This is a genomic window from Thermoactinospora rubra, assembly GCF_002093975.1.
In the GTDB taxonomy this organism is placed as follows: domain Bacteria; phylum Actinomycetota; class Actinomycetes; order Streptosporangiales; family Streptosporangiaceae; genus Nonomuraea; species Nonomuraea rubra_A.
On record NZ_MSZZ01000059.1, the window covers coordinates 1 to 22,895 of the forward strand.

Genomic DNA, 22,895 nt, shown 5'->3' on the forward strand with positions numbered 1-22,895 from the left:
GCCCATCCCCACCAGGACTTAAGCCTTTGTCAGCAGGCTCTAAGAAGATTTCGACCTGCAGTTGGTAGGCGCGTACTGGACCGTCGACGGACACGGTCGCGTTGCAGGCCGGCTCATGTACGACCAGGACTACGCGGTAGCGCCGCCTATGGGCCAGTGTCGCGCCATAATTCGGCGCAGGCCTGTCCAGCCGGGCGATCGAGCACAAGCTGCAGGACCGGCCACCGCACCGTGGCCAATGAGCCGGCCGACGACTTGCTGAGGGCCCGAACTTCACGGACACCCGACCAAACAGGCGAGACGTGTACCGACCGACCAGCCAATCGCCGCCGTGCCGTAACAATCGACAACCGTCGCCAAATACAGCGGCCCCTCGCGGTGTCAATCTGGGTGATGTCGCCTATCCCGGCACACCCCTGCGCGAGCTGCCCACAGGCGTGTCGTGGACGTGCCGCATCCCGCGCAACGCCGTCCTGGACGAGCTGCCGCCGCACCCGCCGGCGTCGTCAAGAGGCGCGGCCGGCCCCGGGCCAGGGGGGACAGCCTGGGACAAGTCGCCGAACTGGCCGCTACCCGCTCGTGGAAGATTCACCGGCTGCCACTGCACGACAAGGAGCAGACCGTCCGGATCAGCGAGTTGCGCTGCCTGTGGTACGGCTCGTTCGGCACTCAAGGTGGAACGGGAGCCCGGTTGATCGCACCCGCACCGGCCACCTCGGTCGGCGCGCCGCGCAAAAGCCGCCGCAAAACCGGGCAAACCCGATCTGCTATGACACTAGGGCCTGTACGGACTTCAGATCTTCAGGCGGGTTGGAGGCTTCGGATCCACACGATGGCTCCGCGTAGATGGAGGCCTGCCAGGTGGCTTTCGGGAGTCTTGTCGAAGCGGAAGCCCGGCCCGCGCCACTGTTTGATCCGGTTGATGCAGCGTTGTGCGGTGTTGCGGTTCTGCGGTGTTGCGCTGCTTGTAGAGATCGGGATCGTGGCCGATGGGGCGGCCACCGGCCGAGCCGCGCTTGGTGCGGTGGGCCGCCTGGTCGGCCTTGTCCGGGATGACGGCCTTGATGCGGCGGCGGCGCAGGCAGGCGCAGGCAGGCGCGGTTGCCGCGGGAGGAGGACGCCGTGTCGGCGGTCACCGGGCCGGGGCGGGTGCGCGGGCGGCCGGCGGGCAGGATGGCGGTCACGTTGCCAGCCTCGCGGATTTGGCTGTTTCCGGAACGCCTGCGCGGTGATCCGGGCGTGCGGCACCTCACCCGACGTCCACCGTTCGCGGGGGCCGGCTCCCACAGTCGCGACTTCCGGTTCGCCCTCAGGCGGTCGCCGGGGTTCCGGCCCTGCGCTTGCCGGTGGGGACGATGAGAACTTCTTGGAGAAGTATCGTGGCCCCGCTTACCGGGGGTCTGCTCCCAGGAGGTGGAGGGCGGTCTTCGCCAGGTGGGTGTCGGTGGCTTCCGAGCGAACGCCTGTGATGCCGGCGCGGAACAGGGCCGCGCCCTCGATCAGCATGACGAGGGTCTCCGCCCGGGCGCGGTAGAGATGTTCGGACTGGCCGGGGACAGTGCGGTGGATGATCGAGGCGACGTGGTCGATGTAGTCGCGGTAGAAGGCGCGGGTGACCGCGGCGATGGCGTCGTCGCGGGCGGCCAGCGCCCAGATCTCGGTGAACAGGCGGGTCAGCCGCTGGTCGGCGTGCTCGGTCAGCAACGCCATGACCAGCTTGGTCGGATCGCCTTCCAGGGGGGCGTCGGCCGGGGCGTGGGTGACTCTGGCGAGCCGCTCAAGGGAGCGTTGGAGGGCCCGGGTCAGGACCGCGTGAATCAGATCGGCGCGGGTGGGGAAGTAGTACTGCAGGTGTCCCAGTTGCACCCCGGCGGCGGCGGCGACCGCCCGCATCGACAGTCGCGCGTTGCCCTGGTCGATCAGGATGCGCTCGGCCACGTCCAGCAGAGCGTGGCGCCGGTCGTCCCCCTTGGGAGTCAACGGTGGTCTGTGCTCCTTCGAGGTCGGCTGCCTGGCCATCATGCCGCCGTGGCCGTGGTGTCGGAGTGACGAAGCAGCGCCACGCCCATGTCCCGTAGGAAATCGAGTACCTGCGCGGGCCGGGGGGTCATCTCGGGAAAGACCACACCCTGGGGGGCCGGGGCGCCGTCGGCACCCAGCACGCGCCGTAGTCCCGCCAGCGCGCCGACCGCGGTGAGATGGGCCTGACCGCGAGTGTCGGTGATGGTCACCGCCGTGGTTCGGTCGCCGCGGGTGACATCGACCCGTACCTGTGCGGTGCCGCCATCGCCGGGCGAGTACAGCAGGGTTCGGCGCAGCGTGGCGAAGCGATCCCCGCGCCCCCAGCGGAACAAGCCGGTGCGCTTGACAGCCAGCAGCGCCAGCGTGCTGGCGGTCGAGCTGAACCCGATCCGGGTGATGGCGGTGTCGGCGCCGAGGGTGAGCGGCAGGGTGAACTGCTCGGGGGTGTCGATGCGGGCCACGCAGGTCGGCGTTTCGCCGATCCGGACGCTGCGGGTGTCGCTGAGCGGCATGACCAGCCGCCGCCGACCGTTCTCGACCACCTCGTAGTCCAGGCCGAGGCGGTCCATGAACTCCACTGAGTCGGCCCCGGCCTGGTCGGCCAGGTCCCAGCGGATCGCCACCTCCACCCGGTCGGCCCCGCCCAGTTCGGCGGCCAACGCTGCGGCCACCAGATTGGTCACCCCGCCCATCCAGCCTGACGACAACAGCACCGGTGCGCTGGGCCGCGCCATGGCCGCCACGGTTGCGGCTCGTTGTAGCCGCCCCGTCCAGCGGGTGATGTCCACATACGGCACACCTGCGGCGAGCGCGGCGCGCAGCACCCGGTCCTCGGGATCGTTCACCACGCTGACCACGGCCCGCACCGAGGCCGAGAACCCCGCTGGGTCGGCCAGATCCCAGCGTCGCACCTCGGCCCCCAGCCGCTCGGCCAGGGCGGCGCCCCGTACGGGGGAACGACCGGTCAACAACAGCGGCCAGCGCTGGGCCGCCATCGCCGACAGCTCGGCTCCCACGGTGCCGTAGCCCCCGACCAGCAGCACCGGTCCCGTCTCGTCCAGCCGTAGGACATCGCTCATGACCACATTATAGGTCATGTGACCTAAAGGGCTGACAGCGCTCGCTGGTGACCGCCACGGTCAGGCCGGCGGAGACGCCCATGTCCTGACCTGTCATCCTCCGGCCGACGCCGATCCGAGCCCCAAGATCCACATCGACCCGCGGCTGTGAGAAGCCATGACCCCTCCCCGCGCACGGAGCCCGGCCATCCTGGCGTCCACCGCCCCCGGGGGTGAGCGATCGGCTTGGCATGGTCGTCGGCTGGTTCTCGCCCCTGATGGGATCTCGCCGGCCGCTCTCCTGATGATCGACGTACTGCTCGGCGTTCGTGCCTGAGGAGCTGGATAGGGGTGGCTTTCGGGGAGAATTGCCGCCGTCATGATGGCGGTTGTGTCCCCAGGGAACCGGCTCTGCGCCTGGCGCAAGCCACCGTTTTCGCGGTGGTGTGCCTCCTCGTCACCGCGGGCGGACACCTGTTCGTCGGCGGCGCCGCCGTACCGGTCGGGGCGATCTTCGCTTGAAGCGCTCGTACGTGCTGTTCGTGATGGAGGTGGCCACTCGGCGCGTACACATCCTGGGCCTGACTCGCGAACCCGACTGGGGCCTGGACGGTCCAGCAGGCCCGCAACCTACTCATGGACCTTGGGGGGCGGATCGGCTCCTTCCACTTCCCCTCAGGAAGCCGGCGCAGGTGGTGCCTTTCTCATCGGCCAGGACCTCGGCGTAGGCCAGCCGGGAGTGGTCGTCGATGGCGGTGTGCAGGTAGTCGTAGCTGATGCCGCGGCCGCGAGCCGGTGGGTCCGGCCCGCAGCTCGGCGCGGGCGGCCAGCACCTGCTGCTCAACCTCGGCCGACGTGCGACGCGGGCAGGTGTGGGGCCCGCTGCGCCGATCGTGCAGCCCGTCCCAGCCCTGCTCCCGGAAGCGGCGTACGCACCGGTGCCCGCACGGGCGGGAGATACCCAGCTCGGCGGCGACATGCGCGCCACCTGGCTGCAGGCCGTGGCGGCGCCGATCGACACCGAGGTCGAACAGCGCCCGCTCAGCGACTATGACGCCCTGCTCACTCGCCCGCCCTGCAGGGCGCTCCGGGGTCAGCCCACCACCATGGTGGCGATGGCGGGGCCGAAAGCGGCGCCCAGGAGGTAGGCGAGGTTGAACAGGCCCATCGCCGCGGGCCGTTGGCCGTCCGGCACCGCGGCTGCGGCGCGCGTGGCGAGCGCCCCCTGCCCCGAGGCGGCGGCGATCGAGGTGAGCGCCTGCGCGACGAGCAGCGTGGCAGCGGCCTGGCCCAGGCTGGCCAGCACGACCCCCGCCCCCGCCAGGACCGGGAAAAGCCCGGCGAGGACGCGGAACGGCGTCCTGGCGGTCACCGCGATCACCAGGTAGGACGAGAGCCCGCCGAACAGCAGCGGCCACGTGATGGCCACGCCGACCTGCCCGCCGGTCCAGCCCGTGCGCTCGGCGAGCAGCGGCGGCAGGGCGTACAACATCCCGAAGTTGAGCACCGCCAGCGCGAACGCCGTGCCCGCCGAGACCAGGAACACCGGAGCCCGCACCACCGCGGCCGGCACGATCCCGTCCGGCTTGGACCGCAGCCACAGCGCGAACACGATCCCGACGGCCACCGCGACGGCTCCGGCGGCCTGCCAGGCGTGCGGCACGAACACCAGCGCGGTGACCAGCGCCGTCAGCAGCACCGCCCCGGGCAGATCGAAGCGGGCGGCCGACAGCGGGGTGACCGGCCGCCGGCGTAGCGTCGCGGGCACGGCGAGCACGCTCAGCACGGGCAGGGCCAGCGCGGCCCGCCACCCCAGCAGGCCTGCCACCACATCGCCGACCAGCGGCGAGACGGAGCCGACCGTCGCAAGAGAGGCCGTGACCAGTCCCATCGCGCGGGCCGAGCCGGTGAGGCTCATGGCTGTCGTGGTGAGCCCGGCCGTGCCGAGCCCTTGCAGGGCGCTTGCCGCCACGAGCCCCGGCAGCGCCGGCGCGGCCAGCGCGAGGAGCGCGCCCAGCAGCGCCAGCGCGGCACCGGTGACCAGCGCCGTACGAGCTCCGCGGCGGCTCTGCAGGCCCGCCATCAGGGGTGTGCCGACCGCGATGGCCCACCCGAACGCGGTGACGATCCACGTCACGGCCGCCGTCGTGAGGCCGAGGTCGCGAGCGGCGTCCGGCAGGACGAGCGTGGGCCCGGCTATCCCGAACGACAGCGGCCCTGCCAGCACCGCCAGCCACGCCGCCGGGACCTGCCCGCCGGGTCCGCCCGGCCGGGCCGGCCCACCGGCACAGGTTTGAGCCATGGTCGAGCCGCCGGTCATCGGGCGTCTCCCTCCGTCAGTGCCGGGTAGTCGGTGTAGCCGCGGTGATCGCCGCCGTAGAAGGTGGCCGGGTCGGCCTCGGTGTACGGACCGCCTGCCGCGATCCGGGCGGGCAGGTCGGGGTTGGCCAGCCACAGCCGCCCGTACGCGATCGCGTCGGCGAGACCCGAGCGCAGTGCCTCGAGCCCTTCCTCGACGGTCGCCGGGTCGTCGCCGCCCCGCGGGTGCGGGTTGAGGATCAGCGTGCCCGGCCACTCGGCGCGCAGCAGCTTGGTGATGTCCCGCGTGTCGTTCTCCGAGACATGCAGGTATGCCAAGCCGAGCGGGGCAAGCGCGCGGGCCAGCTCGGTGTAGAGGATCTCCGAGTCGCTCTCGTCGATGCCGTTGTAGGCGATCCTGGGCGAGATCCGGATCCCGGTGCGGGCAGGTCCAATCGCGTCGGCGACCGCCTGAGCCACCTCCACGGCGAACCTGATGCGCCTGTCCACCGAGCCGCCGTAGGCATCGGTGCGTCGGTTGGTATTGTCCGACAGGAACTGGTGGATCAGGTATCCGCTCGCGCCGTGCAGCTCGACCCCGTCGAAGTCAGCGTCGATCGCATACCGGGCCGCGGCCACGAAGTCCTCGACGGCGCGAGCGATGTCCGCCATGGTCATCTCGCGTGGCGTGGGATGGTCCAGCATGCCGTCGGGGGTATAGAGCTGCTCGCCCGAGGGGATGGCCGACGGCGCGATGGGCAGCTCGCCGCCGGGATAGAGGATGGGGTGACCGATCCGCCCGGCGTGCATGAGCTGGACGAAGATACGGCCACCGCGCCGATGCACCTCGCCGGTGACGAGGCGCCAGGCCGCGGCCTGTTCCGGCGAGTGGAGGCCGGGGGTGTCGATGTAGCCCTGTCCGAGCACGCACGGCTGGGTGCCCTCGGCGATGATCAGCCCCGCGCCGGAGCGCTGGCCGTAGTATTCGGCCGTCAGCTCGCCGACCAGTCCCCCCCTCCGGGCCCGGCTACGGGTCATCGGCGCCATGACGAGGCGGTTGCGCAGGGTCAGCTCGCCCACGGTCACGGGTTCGAAGAACTCCTTCATGTCGGTCTCCCTGTGAGACAGCGAGTGTTGAGGCTGGCACGACCGTATGAACCGGGGATTACGCGGCGAATCGGTAACGTTTCGGGACTTACGTACGGGCGTTGGGCGTACGTAACTACGGAGTGGGGTGCGCTGGGTGCTGTACGGCAGGGCGAGCGAGCAGGCGGCGATCCGCGCTCTGGTGGACGCGGCGCGCGCCGGCCGGAGCGGCGGCCTAGTCCTGCGCGGCGAGCCGGGGATCGGCAAGTCGGCGCTGCTGGCGTGGGCCGCCGAGTACGCGGCCGGCGCGGCGCTGCGCACGCTGCGGGTCACCGGCATCGAGGCGGAGGCCGACCTGGCGTTCGCAGGGCTGGTCCAGCTCCTCTGGCCGGTGCAGGAGCGGCTAGCCTCGCTGCCCGAGGCGCAAGCCCAGACGCTGCGCGCGGTGCTCGACTCGGGGGCGCCGGGCGGGCGCGACAGGTTCCTGTCGGGGCTGGCCGTGCTCACCCTGCTGGCGGAGGTGGCCGACGACGGCCCGCTGCTCTGCCTGGTGGACGACGCCCAGTGGCTGGACCAGGCGAGCGCCGACGCGCTGCTGTTCGCCGCGCGCCGGCTGGCCGCCGAAGGGGTGGCGATGCTGTTCGCCACGAGGGAGGAGGGCTTCCCTGCAACAGGCCTGCCGGAGCTGCGGCCGTCGAGGCTGTCACCGGAGGATTCGGCGCTGCTGCTGGAGGACCGGGGGCTCACCCCCGCCTCCCGGGAACGAGTGATCGAGGAGTCCGCGGGCAATCCGCTGGCCTTGATCGAGTTCGCCGCGGGGCGGCGCCACCACCTCGCCACGGCCGGGCCCATGCCGGTGCCGGACCGCGTACTCGCCTCCTTCCGCTCCCGGATCGCGGAGCTCCCCGAGAAGACCCGCCTGATGATGCTCACGGCCGCCGCCGAGGCGCGAGGCCACCTGCCGACGCTGCTGGGCGCCGCCACCGCGCTGGGGGTCGGGCTGGAGGATCTGGAGGAGGCCGAGAAGGCCGGGCTGGTCGAGGTCACCACGAACGCCGTTGTCTTCCCCCACCCCCTCATCGGCACCGCCGCCTACCATGGCGCGCCGCTGGCGCGGCGGGTCGCCGTTCACCAAGCCCTGGCTGACGCGGCCACCGACGAGGGCTGCCGAGCCCGGCATCTGGCCGTCGCCACCACCTCGGCTGACGAGGACGTCGCCGCGCAGATCGCCCGCGTCGCAGAGCGGGAGCGGAACCGTGCCGCGTACGCCGCCGCGGCCGGGCTGTACGAGCAGGCGGCGAACCTCACCCCCGACCCGGGCGTCCGGGCCGCCCGGCTGGGCGAGGCGGCCTCGCTGGCGCTGTCGGCGGGGCACGCCGCGAAGGCGGCGGAGCTCGCAGAGCAGGCCGAGCAGCTGGTGGACGACCCCAAGTCGCTCGCCAGGCTTGCGCCGGTGCAGGCGGCCGTGGAGTTCGAGCTGGGCGACCGGCGGCTGGCGGCCCGGATACTGGTCGAGCGGTCTGCGCACGCGGATCCGGACTCGGCCGTAACGATGCTGCGCACCAGCGCCGGGTACGGGTGGTTCAGCGGGGACCGGGAGGCGATCCGGGACGCGGCCGAGCGGTTGCGCGCCATGGGTCGGCCCGACCCGATGGTGCTGGGGATGGCCCACCTCGTGGAGGAGGACTACGCGCGCGGGCTGCCGCTGCTGGCGGAGTTCGTGGCCCGTACGCCCAGGGCCGTGCCGGACCTCCGGCACGGCACGGCGGCCCAGGAGGACGACATCACCATGATGTGGGGCGCCTTCTGCGCCATGATCCTCGGCGACGACGTGGCCGCCGCCGAGCTGGCCGAGGCCCAGGTGGCGCGCTGCCGCCGGCACGGCCTGGTCGGCGCGCTGCCGCAGGTACTGCAGGACCTGGCCGGCGTGCAGGTGCAGACGGGGCGGCACAGCGACGCCGAGGGATCCGTGGCGGAGGCCGTGCGGATCGTCCGCGACACCGGGCTGGAGCAGCGAGTGGCACGGCTGAACTCCGTGCTGGCCAAGGTGGCCGCCATCGAAGGGGACGAGGAGCGCTGCGTCCGGCTGGCGGGTGACGAGCCGGATACCGGCGGCATGGCCGGCCTCGTGGCCCTCAGCCTGCTCGATCTCGGGCTTGGACGTTACGAGGCGGCATTGGAGCGGCTGGAGGCGGCCACCCGGGGGCCGCTGCGGCACGCCTCAGGGCTGGTGGCGGCGGGCGCCGACCAGGTGGAGGCGGCCGTGCGGCTGGGCGAGCCGGCCCGGGCGGAGGAGCCGCTGCGCCGGCTCGAGGCGTGGGCGCGGGCGGGCGGCCAGCCGTGGGCGCACGCACTCAGCGCGCGCGCCCGGGCCCTCCTGACCCACGACGAGGACGACTACCTGCGTGCCCTGCGGGCGCACGAGGACGCCAGCAGGCCGTTCGAGCAGGCCCGCACCGAACTGCTCTACGGTGAGTGGCTGCGACGCGCCCGGCGCCGCAGCGACGCCCGGGCGCCACTGCGGTCCGCCCTGAAGACCTTCCAACGGCTCCGCGCAGCGCCCTGGCTGGAACGCGCGCGGGCCGAGCTGAAGGCGACTGGTGAGTCCCTCGTCCCGGCCGAGCCCGCGGCCGGGAACCCACTGGACCGGCTCACCTCCCAGGAGCTCCAGGTCGTCCGGCTGGCGGCGGGCGGCGGCACCAGCAGGGAGATCGCCGCCCAGCTCTTCCTCAGCCCGCGCACCGTCGAGCACCACCTCTACCGCGCCTTCCGCAAGCTCGGCATCCGCTCTCGCCGCGAGCTGTCCCGTCTGGCGCTGACCTGACCGGCGTCAGCACTCGATGACGTTGACGGCCAGGCCGCCGCGTGAGGTGTCCTTGTCCTTGTGCCGGCATGCCCCGGCCGGTGTCGCGCATGGTCTTGATCGCTCTGTCCAGAGATATGTCCAGGCTGACGGCGGGGCAGCAGGGCGGGCTTGGACAGATCCGCTGATCTGCCGAAGCGCTTTGGACTCGACTGGCCAGGCCGGTTCGGCTGCCAGGCGTGGGGTGCAGGGCGCTGAGCAGGTGGGAGGGGGCCAGGCCGAGCATCTCGTGGCAGGTGCGGTTCAGGTGGGAGCTGTCGGCGAAGCCGGCGCCGTGCGCGGCCTGGGTGAGGCTGGTGCCGTCGCGCGCCGGCTCCATGGCGCGACGCAGCCGATTCCAGCGCATGAAGGCAGGGAAGGGTAGGGCCAGCTCGCCAGCGAACAGGTGGCCCAGGCGGCTGGCCGACAGACCAACCGTGGCCGCCGGGTCGGTGAGCCGGGCTGGGCCGTCAAGCAGCTGCGGCAGCAAGGCCAGCGCCTCCTGCAGCGCTGTGTGCCGTACGGGGATGGGTGTGGTCCAGGCGCCAAGCACCGCCGCAGCTGGCCAGACGGTGTGCCCGCCGCGGCCAGGGCGGCGGGTGACAGCATGGCTTGCGCGGCGGCCACCCACTGCTCCACCCGGTCATGCCCCGCCTGGTCGTCGTGGGAACGGGCTCAGGTGGATCGCCAGATGGCGGCCCGCCGCTGGCCGGGTCGAGGTAGAGCATGGTGGCCCGTGCATCTGGGGAGGCATACACGGCGTGCTGGGCTCGGGTGGGAATGATCGCGGCCTGCACCGGGCGGCGGGCGTGGTGGGCGTCGGCCAGCTCCGCCACGCCCTCGGCGACGATCAGGATCTGCACCGCGGCGTGGGCGTGCGGCTCGGTGGTGCCGGCCGCTCCAGTGAAGGAAAGCCATCCGGGCTGCAGTGTGGTCGTCCCCGCCATCCGGCGGCCGTGATCGTGTTGGTTCAGGGCGAAGTGGTCCGGCGGATTTACAGGGCGCGATCGAAGTCGGCGACGGCATCGTGCTCTCCGCTGTCCGTATCCAGCGGTTGACGCTCTGACGTACGTCCTCGAGGCCCGCAGTGATCAGCTTCCAGACAAGGAGGCGGTAGGGGGCTTGCCGCCTTGGACCTGTTCGATGCGCCGTGCGAACATGATCGCCGCCTGCTGCAGAAGCTTCGGGTCGATCGCGGTGCCCTCCACGGCGACCGCGGCCACGGCGCCGATGAGGCGCCGATGAGGCGCGAGAGGGACGCCGGCGGTGACGCCTGCGGCGCGGCTCGGCCGGTGGCCGCCCCATCGGCCACGATCCCGATCTCTACAAGCAGCGCAACACCGCAGAACCGCAGAACCGCAACACCGCAACACCGCAGAACCGCAACACCGCAGAACGCTGCATCAACCGGATCAAACAGTGGCGCGGGCCGGCCTTCCGCTTCGACAAGACTCCCGAAAGCCACCTGGCAGGCCTCCATCTACGCGGAGCCATCGTGTGGATCCGAAGCCTCCAACCCGCCTGAAGATCCGAACTCCGTACAGGCCCTAGGTCCAGTGGTCGATGTGCCGCTCGAACGGGGGCCATCCCGCGAGCGCAGAGAGCACCCTAGGGAGGTGAGGGCGTTGGGAATCCCCTTGAGACCATCCCCGCGCACGCGGGGCTGATCCCTGCAGCGCCTGCTCGTGTTCCTCCAGCGTGAAGTGCCCCCTGCGCGCCCGGGGACTGATTGTGCCGGTCTCAACGGACAGCGGCCTGTAGGTGAGTTCTGAATCGAGGTTCACGGCTATCTCGATGGCCTCGTGCGCAATCTCGCGGCCCGTGCTGTGCGCCGGTGGATTCGTCTCCACGGCCACACCATGGCAACGCGAGAGAACTACGGTGAGCTGCTGACAGAACTTGTCGCCACCGCCGTCAGTCTCTCGACGCTCGACAGGGAGGGCGGGCGAGTCGGCGAAGCTGCGGGTGTCATCGCTCGAAAGATGATCGCGAGCGGAGGCGCCCTGGGCGCGGGATGCGTGCGAGCCATGGCGCTGTCGCCCGATCTTCCGGTCACGCGCTGATGACGGAATCGGGCGACGCGCTGACATTTAATCCACTCCTGTACCGATATTGTCTCCGCGCTCAACACGAGAACCAAATCGTCGGCGACGCCAAATGCCCCAGGCCGGGACGAACGAACAGTCAAAGACCTGTCATCAGGGTGCCGGGTTACCATCGAACCCGGCGTTCACGTGCTCGCCACATGCTCTTCGGTCATCGGTACACGCGAACACGGGGCGGCATTCTTGGACATTCCGAAAGCGACAAAATCAAACGGGGTGATACAATAGAACACGCTGGGGAACGGTCTGACATAATGGCTCGCGACTTTTAATCCGTAGGTTCCGGGTTCGAGCCCCGGGCGCCCTACCACCTCATACCCCGTCTGAACTGCGGTTTCTCGGTTCTCGGCTGTCTTCTGTGAGGCGAAGACGGCCGAGCTGCAGCCGCGCGTAGCGCTCGCGGATCGGCGAGCCGACCTCCACGGCCTCGGCGAGCAACGTGATGAACAGGCGCGTGGCGGGCAGGCGGATGAAGTCCATCACCTGCTCAAGCGGATCTCCGTCCCGCTCCCTCGCGGACGGGGCAAAACGGGCCAACACGGCTTGCAGCCGGTCGTCGATCACCGCCTCCAACAGACCCAGCTTGTTGCCGAAATGCCAGGGGATGGAACCGCGGCTGATGCCGACCCTCTCGGCGATGTCGACGAAGCTCGTCTGCCGGTATCCCTGCTCGGCGAACAGGTCGGCGGCAGCCGCCACCAGCAGCCGCCGGCTCTCCTGGGTCCTCTCGATCCGTCGCGTGGCCATGCCGGCCATCCAACCAGGTATGCCGAAAAGCAGAGCGTATGCTGATTGATATAGCCTATGTTGACAAACATAGATTCCAGGAGGTTCTTCATGCGCTGGGTGACCTACGCGACGGACGCGGGAGACCGCGTCGGGGTGATCGGCGGGGACCGGATCCACCCCGTCGCTCCGGGCGTCAGCCTGGTCGAGCTCATCAGCCGGGGCGCGGAGCAGCTGCTGGCCACCGGAGAGGCGGCCTTGGCGTCAGCGGAGCAGACGGTGCCGCTGGCCGGGGCCAGGCTGCGCGCGCCGATCCCGCGTCCTCCCTCCGTCCGCGACTGCCTCTGCTTCCTCGACCACATACGCAACTGCCAGCAGGCCGCCGGCCAGCCGCGCACGCTCAAGGACACCTGGTACGAGATCCCGGCCTTCTACTTCGCCTGCCCCTCGACGATCGCCGGGCCGTACGACGACGTGACGATCTCGCCGGGCAGCGCCTGGTTCGACTTCGAACTGGAGATCGCCGCGGTCATCGGCCCGGGTGGCCGCGACCTCACTCCGGAGCAGGCCGAGGAGCACATCATCGGCTACACCATCTACAACGACTGGTCGGCGCGCGATCTTCAGCTGCGCGAGTCGCCGCTGGCGATCGGCCAGGCCAAGGGCAAGGACGCGGCCACCACGCTCGGCCCCTACCTGGTCACCCCTGACGAGCTGGCGCCCTACCGCCGCGACGGCAGGCTCGCCCTGCACGTCGAGGCGAAGGTCAACGGCAAGACCATCGGCTCGGGCCGCGTCGACGCCATGGACTGGACCTTCGGCGAGGTGATCTCCTACGCTTCGCGCGGCGTGGACCTGCTGCCCGGCGACGTGTTCGGCTCGGGTACGGTGCCCGGCTGCTGCCTCATCGAGCATCTGTCGCTCGCCGATCCGGCCGCCTTCCCCGGCTGGTTGCGGGACGGCGATGTCGTCGAACTGACGGTCGAGGGGCTGGGTCATACTCGGCAGACCGTCCGCGCGTCCGCCGCGCCGTACCCCTTGAAACCCCGGCACAATCCCGATCGGAAGCCCCCTCGCCCGCGCGTCAACCGCGCGCCGTCGAGGTACCCCTACACCCGCGGGCTGCACGAGGTCGGCGTGGGGGTGTGGGCCTGGCTGCTCCCCGACGGCGGATACGGCTGGAGCAACGCGGGACTGGTCGCGGGCGAGGGTGCCTCCCTCCTGGTCGACACCCTGTTCGACCTGCCGCTGACAGCCGAGATGCTCCACGCGATGCGTGAGATCACCGATCGGCACCCGCTCACCCACGCGGTCATCACCCACTCCAACGGCGACCATACCCATGGCAACCAGCTACTGGGCGAGCACGTCCGGATCGTCGCAGCGGAGGCCACCTGCGCCGAGATGCGGCACGAGATGGCCCCGGAGATGCTCGCCGCCACCCAGGTCGTCGACATCGGCCCGGCCACCCCCTACTTCCGCGAACGCTTCGGCGCCTTCGACTTCAGCGGCATCCGGCTGCGGCTGCCCGACCTGACCTACGACAGGGAGCTGAGCCTGGAGGTCGGCGGCCGCGAAGTGCGCGTGATGAACCTCGGCCCCGCCCACACCGGCGCCGACTCAGTCGTGCACGTGCCGGACGCGGACGTGCTGTTCGCGGGCGACCTGTTGTTCGTCGGCTGCACGCCGATCGTGTGGAGCGGCCCGATCGCCAACTGGATCGCCGCCTGCGACAAGATGATCGCCACCGGAGCCGGCACGATCGTCCCCGGCCACGGTCCGGTCACCGACCCCGACGGGATCCGCGCGGTACGTGGCTACCTCAGCCACGTGGTCGAGCAGGCCGACGCCGCCCACGCCCGCGGCCTGTCCTTCGACGAGGCGGTCGAGGAGGTCGACCTCGACGAGTACGCCACCTGGCTGGACGCCGAGCGGATCGTGGTCAACCTGCACCGCCGCTACCGCGAGCTCGACCCCGTGGCCACTCCCGACCTGGACCAGATGACGCTGCTGGCGATGATGGCCGGAAGGGGTCTCTCATGAGGCTGCCCAAGACCGCGCACACCTCCGTCCCGTGGCGCATCCACGAGTTCACGGGTGACTTCGCGGTCGAGGACGTGTGGTCGTTCCGTACGCCCGGGGCCGGGCCAGGCGACTTCGCGGCGATGCTCGCGGCGATCCGGTCCGGCGGACGGCTCACCCAGCAGCCATGGCCGGCGAGGTTTCTATTCGCCGTTCGCTGGAGGCTCGGCGCGCTGTTCGGCTGGGACGCCCCGTCGGCTGGCGTCGGACGGCGGGTCGCCTCGCTCCGCGACCGCCTCCCCGCCGACCTCCTTGCCGCTCCCCGCGGCCCCGACAACGCGAGCATGCCCCTCAAGGGCGTCTACGAGCTCGACACAGAGGCGGCCCGCGAACTGGCTAACAAGACCGTGCACACCGTGATGCACCTCGGCTGGGCGCAAGGCGCGAACGGCGACCACGAGCTGCGCATGGCCGTCCTGGTCAAACCCAACGGATGGTTCGGGCGGCTCTACATGGCTGCTATCGCACCGTTCCGCTACCTCGTCGTCTACCCGGCTCTGACCAGGCAGTGGGAGCGGGCCTGGCGCAACCGCGATCACGGGGGGCCGTCGTCGTGAGCTCAGGAAAGCGGCTGTCCCGCTGTCGCTCTCGGACGGGGGCGTGGTCCAGTCGGCGGCGTCTGTGCAGAACAAGCGCACCTTCTGGGCCGGCCCGGGAAGCTTCGCCGTGCCGCTGGTCCTGCTGGGCTGCCTGACCTGGCACCTCGCCGGCCGCGGGGTGGCCGTACCCCCTGGGATCGGCCTGGAGCCGGAGCAGGCGGCGGTGCCCAGGCGGTCGGCTGGACGATGGAGCAGGTCAGGATCGCGCTGCCTGGCCTGGCGCGCCAGGGGTGGGTCCGCTTCACGAAGACGCCGCGCTCGCTGCGCCCGGGACCGAAGGCGCCCTTCTCGCACTCTGTGGAGTGCCCCTCCCCATCGTCCGGAGACGAACACGGCTCGCAAGGCGAGCCGTCAACTCGCCGAGGCTGGTCACGCGGTGCTGATGGGCCTTCATCCGTTGCAGGCCCGAGGAGAGGAACGCGGCTGGGGCGAGCGGCGGGGGTGTGAGCCTGTGCGCCGCGACGTAGTCGCTGACGATCCCATAGCAACCGTCGGAGCCACGCTCGGTGATCTCGCGGTGGAGTTGGCCGGCGTCGCGTCCTTCCAGCGGTACACCGCGTTCACAGTCGATGAGGATCGTGCCGTACCGATGCCCGCGCCTGAGGGCGAAGTCGTCCACGCCGAGTACCCGCGCGGTACCTCGTTGATGGCGTCTGGCACGGCCATGACCAGCCGGAGCAGGGTAGAACGGCTGGCCGTCATCCTCAACAGCCGGGCCACCCGAGCCCCGGCCCGTCCGGCGACAGCACATCCAGAACATGATCACCACGGCACGCGGGTCATCGTCGCTTACGCCGGATGGTCGGCGGGCTCGTTTCGGTCACGGAATGTGGGCCAGCTCCCAAAGCCAACTGTTCAACTCAACCAGCCTTCCCCAGGTGGGCACTCAGGTCTTCGCCAGGTAGCCGGCGAGGGTGCTGCGCATGCGTTGGAGGTCGTCGATGCGCTCGTCCATGGCCGCAAGTTCCCCGTTCAGGATGTCCCACAGCTCCGCGCACCAGTCGAATTCCGGGCGCTCACCCCGCGCACACGGCAGAACAGCACGGATCACCTCAGTGGACAGGCCCGCCTTCAGCAGGGCACGCACCTGCCGTACGGTGACCACAGCGTCTTCGTCGTAGTGGCGGTAGCCGTTCGGGCCACGCTTGACCTCAAGCAACCCCTGCGCCTCGTAATAGCGCAGCAACCTCGGGCTCACCCCGGTACGCCGGGACAACTCCCCGATCAGCATGCGACCTGCCTCACGTGAGGTTGACCTTTCCATCGGTGTGAGGCCTTAACGTCGCCTCATGAGCGGACATTCCGGCCCGGGTTGTCCGTGATCCCCTTCTATTTCGTCCCGATGGAGTGACGCGTGTCCACTTTCGTTGTTCACCGTAACGGCCGCGCGGCGAGCGCCGAGGAACTGGAGCCACTCGCCTTCGCGGGCTATGCCCACTTCACAGCCATGCAGGTGCGTGGAGGCCGGGTACGCGGTCTCGACCTCCACCTGGAGCGGTTGCGGTCCGCCTCCGGTGAGCTGTTCGGCCGGGCGTTGCCCGACGATCGGGTACGGGCCTGCCTGCGGGCGGCACTCCAGGCCGGCCCGGCTGACCTCTCGCTGACGGCCATCGTGTACTCCCCGGCGGGCGAGTTCACCGCGGCCGGGGCCGACGTTGAGCCCGAGCTGCTGGTACGCACCGGACCGGCCGCGTCCGGCCCGCAAGGACCGCTCGCGCTGGCGGTGGTCGAGCACGAACGGGTCCTCCCGGCCGTGAAGCACGTCGGAGAGGTGGCCAAGACGTACTTCCTCCGTCAGGCCGTCGCCCAAGGTTTCGACGACGCCGCCTTCGTCGACCGCCAGGGCCGGCTCAGCGAGGGCACGATCTGGAATCTGGCCTTCTGGGACGGCGACGCGGTGGTGTGGCCCGAGGCCGGGATGCTGGGCGGCATCACGATGGCCATCGTCCGCCGGCAACTGGATCGCCTCGGCGTGCCCCAGCGCAGCCAGGAGATCACGCTCGCCGACCTGCCGGCGCTGGCCGGGGCTGTGGTCATGAACTCATGGACGCCCGGCGTGGCGGTGCATCGGATCGGTTCGGTGCCCTTGCCCGAAGCGCCGTCTTTCGTGCAGGTACTGCACCGCGCCTACCAGGCCGAACCGCTCTCCGCGCCGTAGGGCCCAGGGCCGGTCGCAATCGCCAGACGGTGGTGAAGACGCCGCCGCGGACGCCGCGGGCGAGCTGCCGGCCCTTGCTCTGGCTCGAGGTCAGCAGCCGCGCTCGACGCTGCAGGCGGAATCGCCCGGCGTCGCACCCGGACGGGGCATGGTCTCCTCCCAGGCTTGGGTGAGCAGTTCGGTGAAGACCTCCGCCGGTTGTGCGCCCGAGACGGCGTATCGGCCGGCGAAGACGAACGTGGGAACGCCGTGGACGCCGAGCCTGGCCGCTTCGATCTCGTCGGCGCGTACCGCGTCCGCGAAATCCGAACCGGTCAAGACCCGGCGGGTGGCATCGGCGTCGAGCCCGGCCTCGACGCCCAGCCGTACCAGGGTCTCCAGGTCGGAGAGCACCGCGCCCTCACTGGTGTACGCGCGCAGCAGCCGCTCACGCACGGCCTCACCTTTGCCGGCGTGCTCGCCGTAGTGAGCCAGGCGGTGAGCGTCGAAGCTGTTGACCGGAAGCGCCCGGTCGAGGCGGTAGTCCAGGCCCTCGGCGGCGGCGAGGTCGGCCACCGCCGCCAGGCGTTGCGCCGCCTGGGCGGGCGTCCCGCCGACGTCGCGGAGATGGCGCTCGGGCAGGGTCAGGTGCGGTTCGGAGCCGAGGCCAGGGTCGAGTTCAAAACTGCGCCAGCGCACGAGCACGGCCTCGCGGTGGGCGAAGGCAGACAACGCCCGCTCGAACCTGCGCTTGCCGATGTAGCACCAGGGGCAGAGCAGGTCGGACCAGATGTCGACGGTCATGGTGGTGTTCATGGGATTCAGCGTAGGCATAAGGGATTACTTTTCGTAAGTACCTACCTTGAGGTAAGCTCTCCGCATGGATCCGGTCACCGACGTCTTCACCTCTGACTGCCCCGGGCGCGAGGTGCTCGATCACATCACCGGTCGCTGGGGGCTGCTCATCGTGGCCGCGCTCAAAGACGGGCCCCTGCGTTTCTCCCAGCTCCGTGACCGGATCGGCGGAGTAAGCGAGAAGATGCTGGCGCAGACCCTGCGGGTGCTGCACCGGGACGGACTGATCGAGCGGAACGTGGAGCACTCACGGCCGCCGAAGGTGTGCTACGAGCTCACGCCGCTCGGTTCGGAGCTCATAGGTCCGCTGTGCGAGCTGGTTCAGTGGATCGCCCGGCGAACCCCGGACATCGTCGCGGCGCAGCGCCGCCACGATCAGTCCGGCTCGCACACGGCAACGGGCTCACACACGTGAAGCCACCGGGCGATGATCACTTCTGAGCATCGGCGCAGCCGTGCGGGAAGCTGCGCGCGGCCCGTTGAGATGGACTGCCATTTCGAGTTGATCTGCGAGTCCTGCACCTTCTTCGTCAGCGCCATCGAGTTCAGGCCCACCCTCGAAAGGCAGCGCGATGACGCGGCCGCCAAGGGCCAGGTCGCCCGAGAACAGATCTTCGATGGCCTGCTCACGCGCCTGGATGGGCAGGCTGGCTGATCCGGACGCCACCATCCGACCTGATCAGCGGGACGGGTCTCCGTGCCGGTACCGCTCCGGATCAGCCGCGGCGATCCGCGCAGCCGTTTCTACCTCGGCCTGCAACTCGGGCGGATAATCGGAGAGGTCGAGCGAAAACTGATAGGAGAGATATAGGCGCTCTCCTGGCCTGTCAGAGGCGATGAACGCTCGCAGACAGCCGATCCGGAAACGAGGCTCCAGGTCACGGCGGAGGGCCATGGTTTCCGCGTTGCCATCCGCTGGAGTGGGTGCCAGCGGGCTGAGGGAAACCCGGATCGCGTCCTCACCGGGACCCTGACCATCCAGGTCGGCACGGAGCTCGTCCATCGTCGCGTACTGCATGGACGGCACTGCCCAGTACCAGGCCATCGCCGCTCCCAGCTTCTCGGCAGCCGAGCCGGTTTCGAGGTAGTCAAGGATGCGCTCCATGACCTGCCGCGCGCCGACACTCCGCACGAGCGGCTCGATCAACTGGCGGTTGCCGCTGGGACAGTGGTCATGGGCAATGGCATGCATGATCTGGTCGGCGTGCCCCCGCACAGCCTCACGATCGTTCGCGCAGGCCTCGCCGATCTTGAATCGCTTGGCCTCGCAACGGCGATAGGCATCGAAGACGGGATCAGCGGAAGTCTCAGCAGGCCAGCTCACGCCTGGGCAGAACACGGCCGCCAAGTCATCGAGCAGCGGTTCGAACAGCTCTAGACGCTCAGCAAGCTCCGTCGCCATCACCGACCCCCATCCCAAGATCCGAAGCCAGCCTAAGCGCTGCCATCACGTCGTCGATCACCAGAGGCACCCGAAGGCGAGAACCGGTTGACAACGAGACCCGCGTATCAGAGGGGTGCCGAGGGGCAACGTTCGCTACGACAACCTGACCTCGGCGGTCTCCCGGGTGATCGGATTCTCCCGTGGCCGGGTGGAGAACCCGCGCCGGCTGGCCTTCCGCTCGCATTATGGGCTGGAACCGTTCTACTGCCAGCCCGGCCTGGGCGGCGTGGAGCAAGAGGTCGGGCGCTTTCGCCGCAACCGTCTGGTGCCGATGCCTGTGGTCAACTCGCTCGCCGAGCGGCCGCTGCTGCGGCCGTTGCCGGACGAGCCCTTCGAGGCCGGGCTGGTCCTGCACCCGCGAGTTGACCGCCGCTCACAGATCTGTGTCCGCATGGCCTACTACTCGGTCCCGGTCCGGTTGATCGGCGTAGCCCTCGCGGGTGCTTGGCCACAACCCGTGCCGCGTCTCCAGCCAGCAGCACAGCCACCGCGCCACCGTGTAGCCCGCGCCCGACCCACTGACCCGGTCGGCGGCGATCACTTCATGGCGCGCGTGGCGGGCCTGCCCGGCGGTGGTGAAGCGTATGGACCGCAAGGTGGGCGGACGCCCAGGTCGCCTCGGCCGACAGGTGCGAGCGTGACACTGCTTGAGCAGACCGCGGTGCCAGCGCAGGACGGTATCCGACGCCTGAGGAGCCGCGGCCGGCTCAAGACCTCGCGAGGTAACGATGACAGGAGCACGGCCAGGTAAGCCAGGCGAAGAAGCACAAGTGATCATCTGATCATCTCGTCGCGACTCCGCCCCTTGCGAGATCCGGAGCCGGCGCACGATGGGATCGGTCAGCAAGCCGGATGACCAGCGCGGACGACGTTATCGGCGGGACACAGTCGCTGCCGAACGTGGCGTGGCCGTGCCTTACGTCGCAGGGCTGACCAGTCCTGTCTGGTACGCGATGACGACGAGTTGCGCACGGTCGCGCGCAGCCAGTTTGGCCATCGCGTGGCTGACATGGGTGCGTACGGTGGCCGGACTGAGAAACAACTCGGCACCGATCTCGTGGTTGCTCAGGCCCTGTCCCACCAGGGCCAGCACTTCGCGCTCGCGCTCGGTCAGCACCGCGAGCCGGTCCTCCGCGGCCTGGGCGGCTTTACGGTGCGCGGTGAACTGGCCGATGAGGCGCCGGGTGATCCGCGGCGCGAGCAGCGCCTCTCCGGCGGCGACCACCCGGATGGCCTGCAGGAGTTCGGCCGGTCCGGCGTCTTTGAGCAGGAAGCCGCTGGCGCCGGCCTGCAACGCGTCGAAGACGTACTCGTCGGTGTCGTAGGTGGTGAGGATGAGGACTCGGACCTGCTCCAATCCGCGCGTCCCGGCGATCTGGGCGGTGGCTTGGATCCCGTCCAGCTTCGGCATGCGGATGTCCATGAGGACGACGTCGGGACGGGTGGCGCGGGCCCGCTCGACGGCTTCGGCGCCGTTGGTGGCCTCCCCCACCACGGTGATGTCCTCCTCGAGGTCGAGCAGGACCTTGAACCCGGAACGCACGAGACCCTCGTCGTCGGCGAGCAGCACCTTGATCGGGGCGTTGCTCAACGGTGAGGCGGCCGCCGCGTTCATAGGCGCGACCCGGTCGGCGCGAGGGGCAGCCGTGCCCTGACTTCGAACCCGCCGCCCGGAAGCGGCCCGGCGTCGAGTTCTCCGCCCAGCAGTTCGCAGCGCTCGCGCATGCCGACGATCCCGCGGCCGGGCCTGGCCGAGCTGCCACTGCCGGTCGGATGCCGGGCCGGTAGGCGAGGATCCACGGGCTCATGACCCGGGGCGGCACGGCGGCCCTCATCGGTCACGCGGATCTCCAAGGCCTCGATCCCGGGATTGAGCGCTACAGTCACCCGGGTCGGGCCGACGTGGCGGATCACGTTGGTGATCGATTCCTGAACGATTCGGTAGGCGGCACTGCCCACCGCGCTCGGCACCGGCGCCGCGGGCGAGGTCTCCTCGAGCTTGATGTCGAGTCCGGCCTCGCGTGCCTTGGCGGCCAGCTCGCCGATCTGCCCCAGGTCGGGGTACGGCACGCGCCCGTCGTCGCCGTCACCGTCGTCGCGCAGTACCCCGAGGATGGCCCGCATCTCCCGCAGCGCCCGAGAGCTGATCTGCTCGATGGCGCGCAGCGCCTCGCGCGCCACGTCCGGCCGCTTGTCGAGGACGTGCGCGGTGACACCGGACTGGACGTTGATGATGGCTATGGCGTGGGCGACGGTGTCGTGGACCTCGCGCGCGATCCGGAGCCGCTCGGCGTCCACCCGCGCCCGCGCTTCCTCCTCGCGAGTCCGTTCAGCCAACTCGGCGCGCTCCTGAGCTTCGGCCGCGATGACCCGTCGGGACCGGACGGACTCGCCAAGGGCCGCGCTCATGACCGACGCGCCGATCCGGAAGAACACCCAGCCGATGGCGGCGCGTGGCTCGATGTCGGCCGCGGCGACCAGCCAGACGATGGCGAGCACCGTGATCCCCATGCCGGCGACCACCAGCGACCGGCGCCCATCACCGTAGGCGGCGAGGGTGTACAGGGCGACGAAGAGCCCGAGCCAGCCGGGCCCGTCCGGGAAGCCGAGGCCGTAGTACACCAAGCTGGCGAGCGCGGCGGTGAGGAACACCGGCACCGGCCACCGTCGGCGGACGGCGACGACCACGCCACTCACGATCAGCAGGACGTATCCCAGATATCCGAGGTCGTCGAGGGGTCGCGACGCCCCCTCGGCGGCAATCCGGGCCATGGTGCCCTGAACCTGCATCACGGTGATGAAGAGCGCGAGCAACACGTCCTGCGCCGGCGCCGGCAGGCGCAACGACGCAGCGCGGTGTTCCATGCCGCGATCCTACGAGGCCCCGCGCGCGAGAACACTCCGCCCAGACGCGCGACCGCCTACGACGACGGGCGTATCGAGGCACGAGGGGTCTACGCAGAACTGCGTAGACACTGCCATCCGCTGTCGGAGGCCGCGGGTGCCTCGACGAGGCGAGGATCGATTCGGCGAACCCTCCTGGGAGCTCGTCACCGGCACCTCGGCCGGCATAGACCGAGCCACCGCGCCGCACACGCTGCCGGCGCCCGTCATTCGACAGAAAGGATCCTCAATGTCCGTCCTGTTGGTGCTTGCCGCACAGGCGGCCTCGCCAGTCTGTACGACGCCGGCGGAATGCGCGGGCCAGGGTGTCGATACTTTCCTCGGGACCCCTGAGCGAATCTGGGCCAGCGTGGCCGCACTGGTGGCGCTGGGCGGCGCGGTCATCGGCTGGCTGGCGCTGCGCTCCGTCCGTCGTATCGGCAACGGCGGGAGGAGGGGAGCCATCGTGGCCCTGGCGGCGGGGCTGACCGGCGGGCTCAACGGCGCGGTGAAACTGGCCGTCGCCGACGGTGGTCTCGGTACCGGCAACGGAGTATTCGGAGGTGCCTTGGCCGTGGTGCTTGGGCTGGTCGGTGCGGTCCTCGGCGGGCTGGCTCTGGCTCACTCCCGCCGTACCGAGCTGAGCGGCTGACCGCGACGAAGACAGTGCGCGATCGAAGCCCAATGACCGTACACACCTCGATCATCGCAGGGCGCCGCTTCTCGTGATCTTGCTCGTATGCACGTACAGGCAGACA

20 protein-coding genes and 4 pseudogenes are annotated in these 22,895 nt (G+C 70.3%); 9 read left to right on the forward strand and 15 right to left on the reverse strand.

The genetic code is table 11. The annotated features are described in order from the left end of the window. Nucleotides 1-801: 801 nt before the first annotated feature. The 7 genes and pseudogenes from BSB02_RS42630 to BSB02_RS33290 form a co-directional block, all read right to left on the reverse strand. Nucleotides 802-1,172: pseudogene (locus BSB02_RS42630) on the reverse strand (hypothetical protein); the annotation flags it as partial. 217 nt (nt 1,173-1,389) lie between these two features. Further along, nucleotides 1,390-1,980, reverse strand: coding sequence for a TetR/AcrR family transcriptional regulator (locus BSB02_RS33265; protein WP_240506878.1), 591 nt, complete (start codon nt 1,978-1,980; stop codon nt 1,390-1,392). A gap of 38 nt (nt 1,981-2,018) precedes the next feature. Next, complete coding sequence (locus tag BSB02_RS33270) at nt 2,019-3,101, reverse strand: saccharopine dehydrogenase family protein (protein WP_143591482.1); 1,083 nt, start codon at nt 3,099-3,101, stop codon at nt 2,019-2,021. Nucleotides 3,102-3,759: 658 nt separating this feature from the next. Continuing rightward, nucleotides 3,760-3,867 (reverse strand): annotated as a pseudogene (locus BSB02_RS43720) (IS481 family transposase); the annotation flags it as partial. Nucleotides 3,868-3,982: 115 nt separating this feature from the next. Next, a pseudogene (locus BSB02_RS43725) lies at nt 3,983-4,177 on the reverse strand (hypothetical protein); the annotation flags it as partial. Continuing rightward, nucleotides 4,174-5,400, reverse strand: a complete 1,227-nt coding sequence (locus tag BSB02_RS33285; protein ID WP_240506880.1) for an MFS transporter — start codon at nt 5,398-5,400, stop codon at nt 4,174-4,176. The pseudogene BSB02_RS43725 and the gene BSB02_RS33285, both read right to left, overlap by 4 nt. Next, the gene (locus tag BSB02_RS33290) at nt 5,397-6,485 is read right to left on the reverse strand and encodes an alkene reductase (protein WP_084964961.1); all 1,089 of its coding nucleotides are present in this window, start codon (nt 6,483-6,485) and stop codon (nt 5,397-5,399) included. The genes BSB02_RS33285 and BSB02_RS33290 overlap by 4 nt, the downstream gene beginning before the upstream one ends. Before the next feature lie 127 nt (nt 6,486-6,612). Between BSB02_RS33290 and BSB02_RS33295 the strand changes: the two genes are divergently transcribed. Beyond that, nucleotides 6,613-9,288: an ATP-binding protein gene (locus BSB02_RS33295; RefSeq protein ID WP_240506881.1), complete on the forward strand. Its 2,676-nt coding sequence runs from the start codon at nt 6,613-6,615 to the stop codon at nt 9,286-9,288. Here BSB02_RS33295 and BSB02_RS43730 read toward each other — a convergent pair. Together BSB02_RS43730 and BSB02_RS43205 are read right to left on the reverse strand one after the other, a co-directional pair. Beyond that, nucleotides 9,194-9,937, reverse strand: coding sequence for a helix-turn-helix domain-containing protein (locus BSB02_RS43730; RefSeq protein ID WP_084964962.1), 744 nt, complete (start codon nt 9,935-9,937; stop codon nt 9,194-9,196). The genes BSB02_RS33295 and BSB02_RS43730 overlap by 95 nt on opposite strands. Nucleotides 9,938-10,397: 460 nt before the next feature. Then, entirely contained in the window at nt 10,398-10,529 is a 132-nt protein-coding gene (locus tag BSB02_RS43205) for a hypothetical protein (RefSeq protein WP_276206381.1), read from the reverse strand. 47 nt (nt 10,530-10,576) lie between these two features. On the opposite strand from BSB02_RS43205, the pseudogene BSB02_RS42635 reads away from it, so the two are divergent. Then, nucleotides 10,577-10,831, forward strand: a pseudogene (locus BSB02_RS42635) (hypothetical protein); the annotation flags it as partial. A 277-nt stretch (nt 10,832-11,108) separates the two neighbouring features. Further along, the gene (locus tag BSB02_RS40135) at nt 11,109-11,369 is read left to right on the forward strand and encodes a hypothetical protein (protein WP_143591484.1); all 261 of its coding nucleotides are present in this window, start codon (nt 11,109-11,111) and stop codon (nt 11,367-11,369) included. 354 nt (nt 11,370-11,723) lie between these two features. Here the strand turns inward: BSB02_RS40135 and BSB02_RS33310 are convergent, their stop codons facing one another. After that, entirely contained in the window at nt 11,724-12,167 is a 444-nt protein-coding gene (locus tag BSB02_RS33310; RefSeq protein ID WP_084964964.1) for a TetR/AcrR family transcriptional regulator, read from the reverse strand. Between the two features lie 81 nt (nt 12,168-12,248). Here BSB02_RS33310 and BSB02_RS33315 point away from each other — a divergent pair, with 81 nt between their 5' ends. Together BSB02_RS33315 and BSB02_RS33320 are read left to right on the forward strand one after the other, a co-directional pair. Then, entirely contained in the window at nt 12,249-14,180 is a 1,932-nt protein-coding gene (locus BSB02_RS33315) for a fumarylacetoacetate hydrolase family protein (RefSeq protein WP_084964965.1), read from the forward strand. After that, the gene (locus BSB02_RS33320; protein WP_084964966.1) at nt 14,177-14,776 is read left to right on the forward strand and encodes a DUF2867 domain-containing protein; all 600 of its coding nucleotides are present in this window, start codon (nt 14,177-14,179) and stop codon (nt 14,774-14,776) included. Before BSB02_RS33315 ends, BSB02_RS33320 begins: the two co-directional genes overlap by 4 nt. 928 nt (nt 14,777-15,704) lie before the next feature. Here the strand turns inward: BSB02_RS33320 and BSB02_RS33335 are convergent. Further along, complete coding sequence (locus BSB02_RS33335) at nt 15,705-16,049, reverse strand: MerR family transcriptional regulator (protein WP_084964968.1); 345 nt, start codon at nt 16,047-16,049, stop codon at nt 15,705-15,707. Between the two features lie 123 nt (nt 16,050-16,172). Here BSB02_RS33335 and BSB02_RS33340 point away from each other — a divergent pair, with 123 nt between their 5' ends. Further along, the gene (locus tag BSB02_RS33340) at nt 16,173-16,976 is read left to right on the forward strand and encodes an aminotransferase class IV family protein (protein WP_084964969.1); all 804 of its coding nucleotides are present in this window, start codon (nt 16,173-16,175) and stop codon (nt 16,974-16,976) included. A 90-nt stretch (nt 16,977-17,066) separates the two neighbouring features. Here the strand turns inward: BSB02_RS33340 and BSB02_RS33345 are convergent, their stop codons facing one another. Then, nucleotides 17,067-17,771 carry a DsbA family oxidoreductase gene (locus BSB02_RS33345; RefSeq protein ID WP_084964970.1) on the reverse strand — a complete coding sequence of 235 codons (705 nt, stop codon included), beginning with the start codon at nt 17,769-17,771 and terminating at the stop codon, nt 17,067-17,069. Nucleotides 17,772-17,835: 64 nt separating this feature from the next. Between BSB02_RS33345 and BSB02_RS33350 the strand changes: the two genes are divergently transcribed. Further along, nucleotides 17,836-18,225, forward strand: a complete 390-nt coding sequence (locus BSB02_RS33350; RefSeq protein ID WP_084964971.1) for a winged helix-turn-helix transcriptional regulator — start codon at nt 17,836-17,838, stop codon at nt 18,223-18,225. Nucleotides 18,226-18,237: 12 nt separating this feature from the next. After that, nucleotides 18,238-18,465, forward strand: coding sequence for a hypothetical protein (locus BSB02_RS33355; RefSeq protein ID WP_084964972.1), 228 nt, complete (start codon nt 18,238-18,240; stop codon nt 18,463-18,465). 24 nt (nt 18,466-18,489) lie between these two features. Here the strand turns inward: BSB02_RS33355 and BSB02_RS33360 are convergent, their stop codons facing one another. The 3 genes from BSB02_RS33360 to BSB02_RS33370 form a co-directional block, all read right to left on the reverse strand. Continuing rightward, the gene (locus tag BSB02_RS33360; RefSeq protein ID WP_143591486.1) at nt 18,490-19,212 is read right to left on the reverse strand and encodes a hypothetical protein; all 723 of its coding nucleotides are present in this window, start codon (nt 19,210-19,212) and stop codon (nt 18,490-18,492) included. 958 nt (nt 19,213-20,170) lie between these two features. Continuing rightward, nucleotides 20,171-20,869 carry a response regulator gene (locus tag BSB02_RS33365; RefSeq protein ID WP_084964974.1) on the reverse strand — a complete coding sequence of 233 codons (699 nt, stop codon included), beginning with the start codon at nt 20,867-20,869 and terminating at the stop codon, nt 20,171-20,173. Beyond that, nucleotides 20,866-22,119, reverse strand: coding sequence for a sensor histidine kinase (locus tag BSB02_RS33370; RefSeq protein ID WP_084964975.1), 1,254 nt, complete (start codon nt 22,117-22,119; stop codon nt 20,866-20,868). The genes BSB02_RS33365 and BSB02_RS33370 overlap by 4 nt, the downstream gene beginning before the upstream one ends. A gap of 268 nt (nt 22,120-22,387) precedes the next feature. Between BSB02_RS33370 and BSB02_RS33375 the strand changes: the two genes are divergently transcribed. Further along, complete coding sequence (locus BSB02_RS33375; RefSeq protein WP_084964976.1) at nt 22,388-22,789, forward strand: DUF6223 family protein; 402 nt, start codon at nt 22,388-22,390, stop codon at nt 22,787-22,789. The last annotated feature ends 106 nt before the right edge of the window (nt 22,790-22,895 follow it).

What these genes read in the sequence shown, in the direction of transcription:
- BSB02_RS33355 (WP_084964972.1), top strand. Translation starts at nt 18,238, where the DNA reads ATGATCACTTCTGAGCATCGGCGCAGCCGTGCGGGAAGCTGCGCGCGG.
- BSB02_RS33360 (WP_143591486.1), bottom strand. Translation starts at nt 19,212, where the DNA reads ATGGCGACGGAGCTTGCTGAGCGTCTAGAGCTGTTCGAACCGCTGCTC.
- BSB02_RS33365 (WP_084964974.1), bottom strand. Translation starts at nt 20,869, where the DNA reads ATGAACGCGGCGGCCGCCTCACCGTTGAGCAACGCCCCGATCAAGGTG.
- BSB02_RS33370 (WP_084964975.1), bottom strand. Translation starts at nt 22,119, where the DNA reads ATGGAACACCGCGCTGCGTCGTTGCGCCTGCCGGCGCCGGCGCAGGAC.
- BSB02_RS33320 (WP_084964966.1), top strand. Translation starts at nt 14,177, where the DNA reads ATGAGGCTGCCCAAGACCGCGCACACCTCCGTCCCGTGGCGCATCCAC.
- BSB02_RS33345 (WP_084964970.1), bottom strand. Translation starts at nt 17,771, where the DNA reads ATGAACACCACCATGACCGTCGACATCTGGTCCGACCTGCTCTGCCCC.
- BSB02_RS33315 (WP_084964965.1), top strand. Translation starts at nt 12,249, where the DNA reads ATGCGCTGGGTGACCTACGCGACGGACGCGGGAGACCGCGTCGGGGTG.
- BSB02_RS33335 (WP_084964968.1), bottom strand. Translation starts at nt 16,049, where the DNA reads ATGCTGATCGGGGAGTTGTCCCGGCGTACCGGGGTGAGCCCGAGGTTG.
- BSB02_RS33270 (WP_143591482.1), bottom strand. Translation starts at nt 3,101, where the DNA reads ATGAGCGATGTCCTACGGCTGGACGAGACGGGACCGGTGCTGCTGGTC.
- BSB02_RS33375 (WP_084964976.1), top strand. Translation starts at nt 22,388, where the DNA reads ATGTCCGTCCTGTTGGTGCTTGCCGCACAGGCGGCCTCGCCAGTCTGT.
- BSB02_RS33290 (WP_084964961.1), bottom strand. Translation starts at nt 6,485, where the DNA reads ATGAAGGAGTTCTTCGAACCCGTGACCGTGGGCGAGCTGACCCTGCGC.
- BSB02_RS33310 (WP_084964964.1), bottom strand. Translation starts at nt 12,167, where the DNA reads ATGGCCGGCATGGCCACGCGACGGATCGAGAGGACCCAGGAGAGCCGG.
- BSB02_RS33350 (WP_084964971.1), top strand. Translation starts at nt 17,836, where the DNA reads ATGGATCCGGTCACCGACGTCTTCACCTCTGACTGCCCCGGGCGCGAG.
- BSB02_RS33285 (WP_240506880.1), bottom strand. Translation starts at nt 5,400, where the DNA reads ATGACCGGCGGCTCGACCATGGCTCAAACCTGTGCCGGTGGGCCGGCC.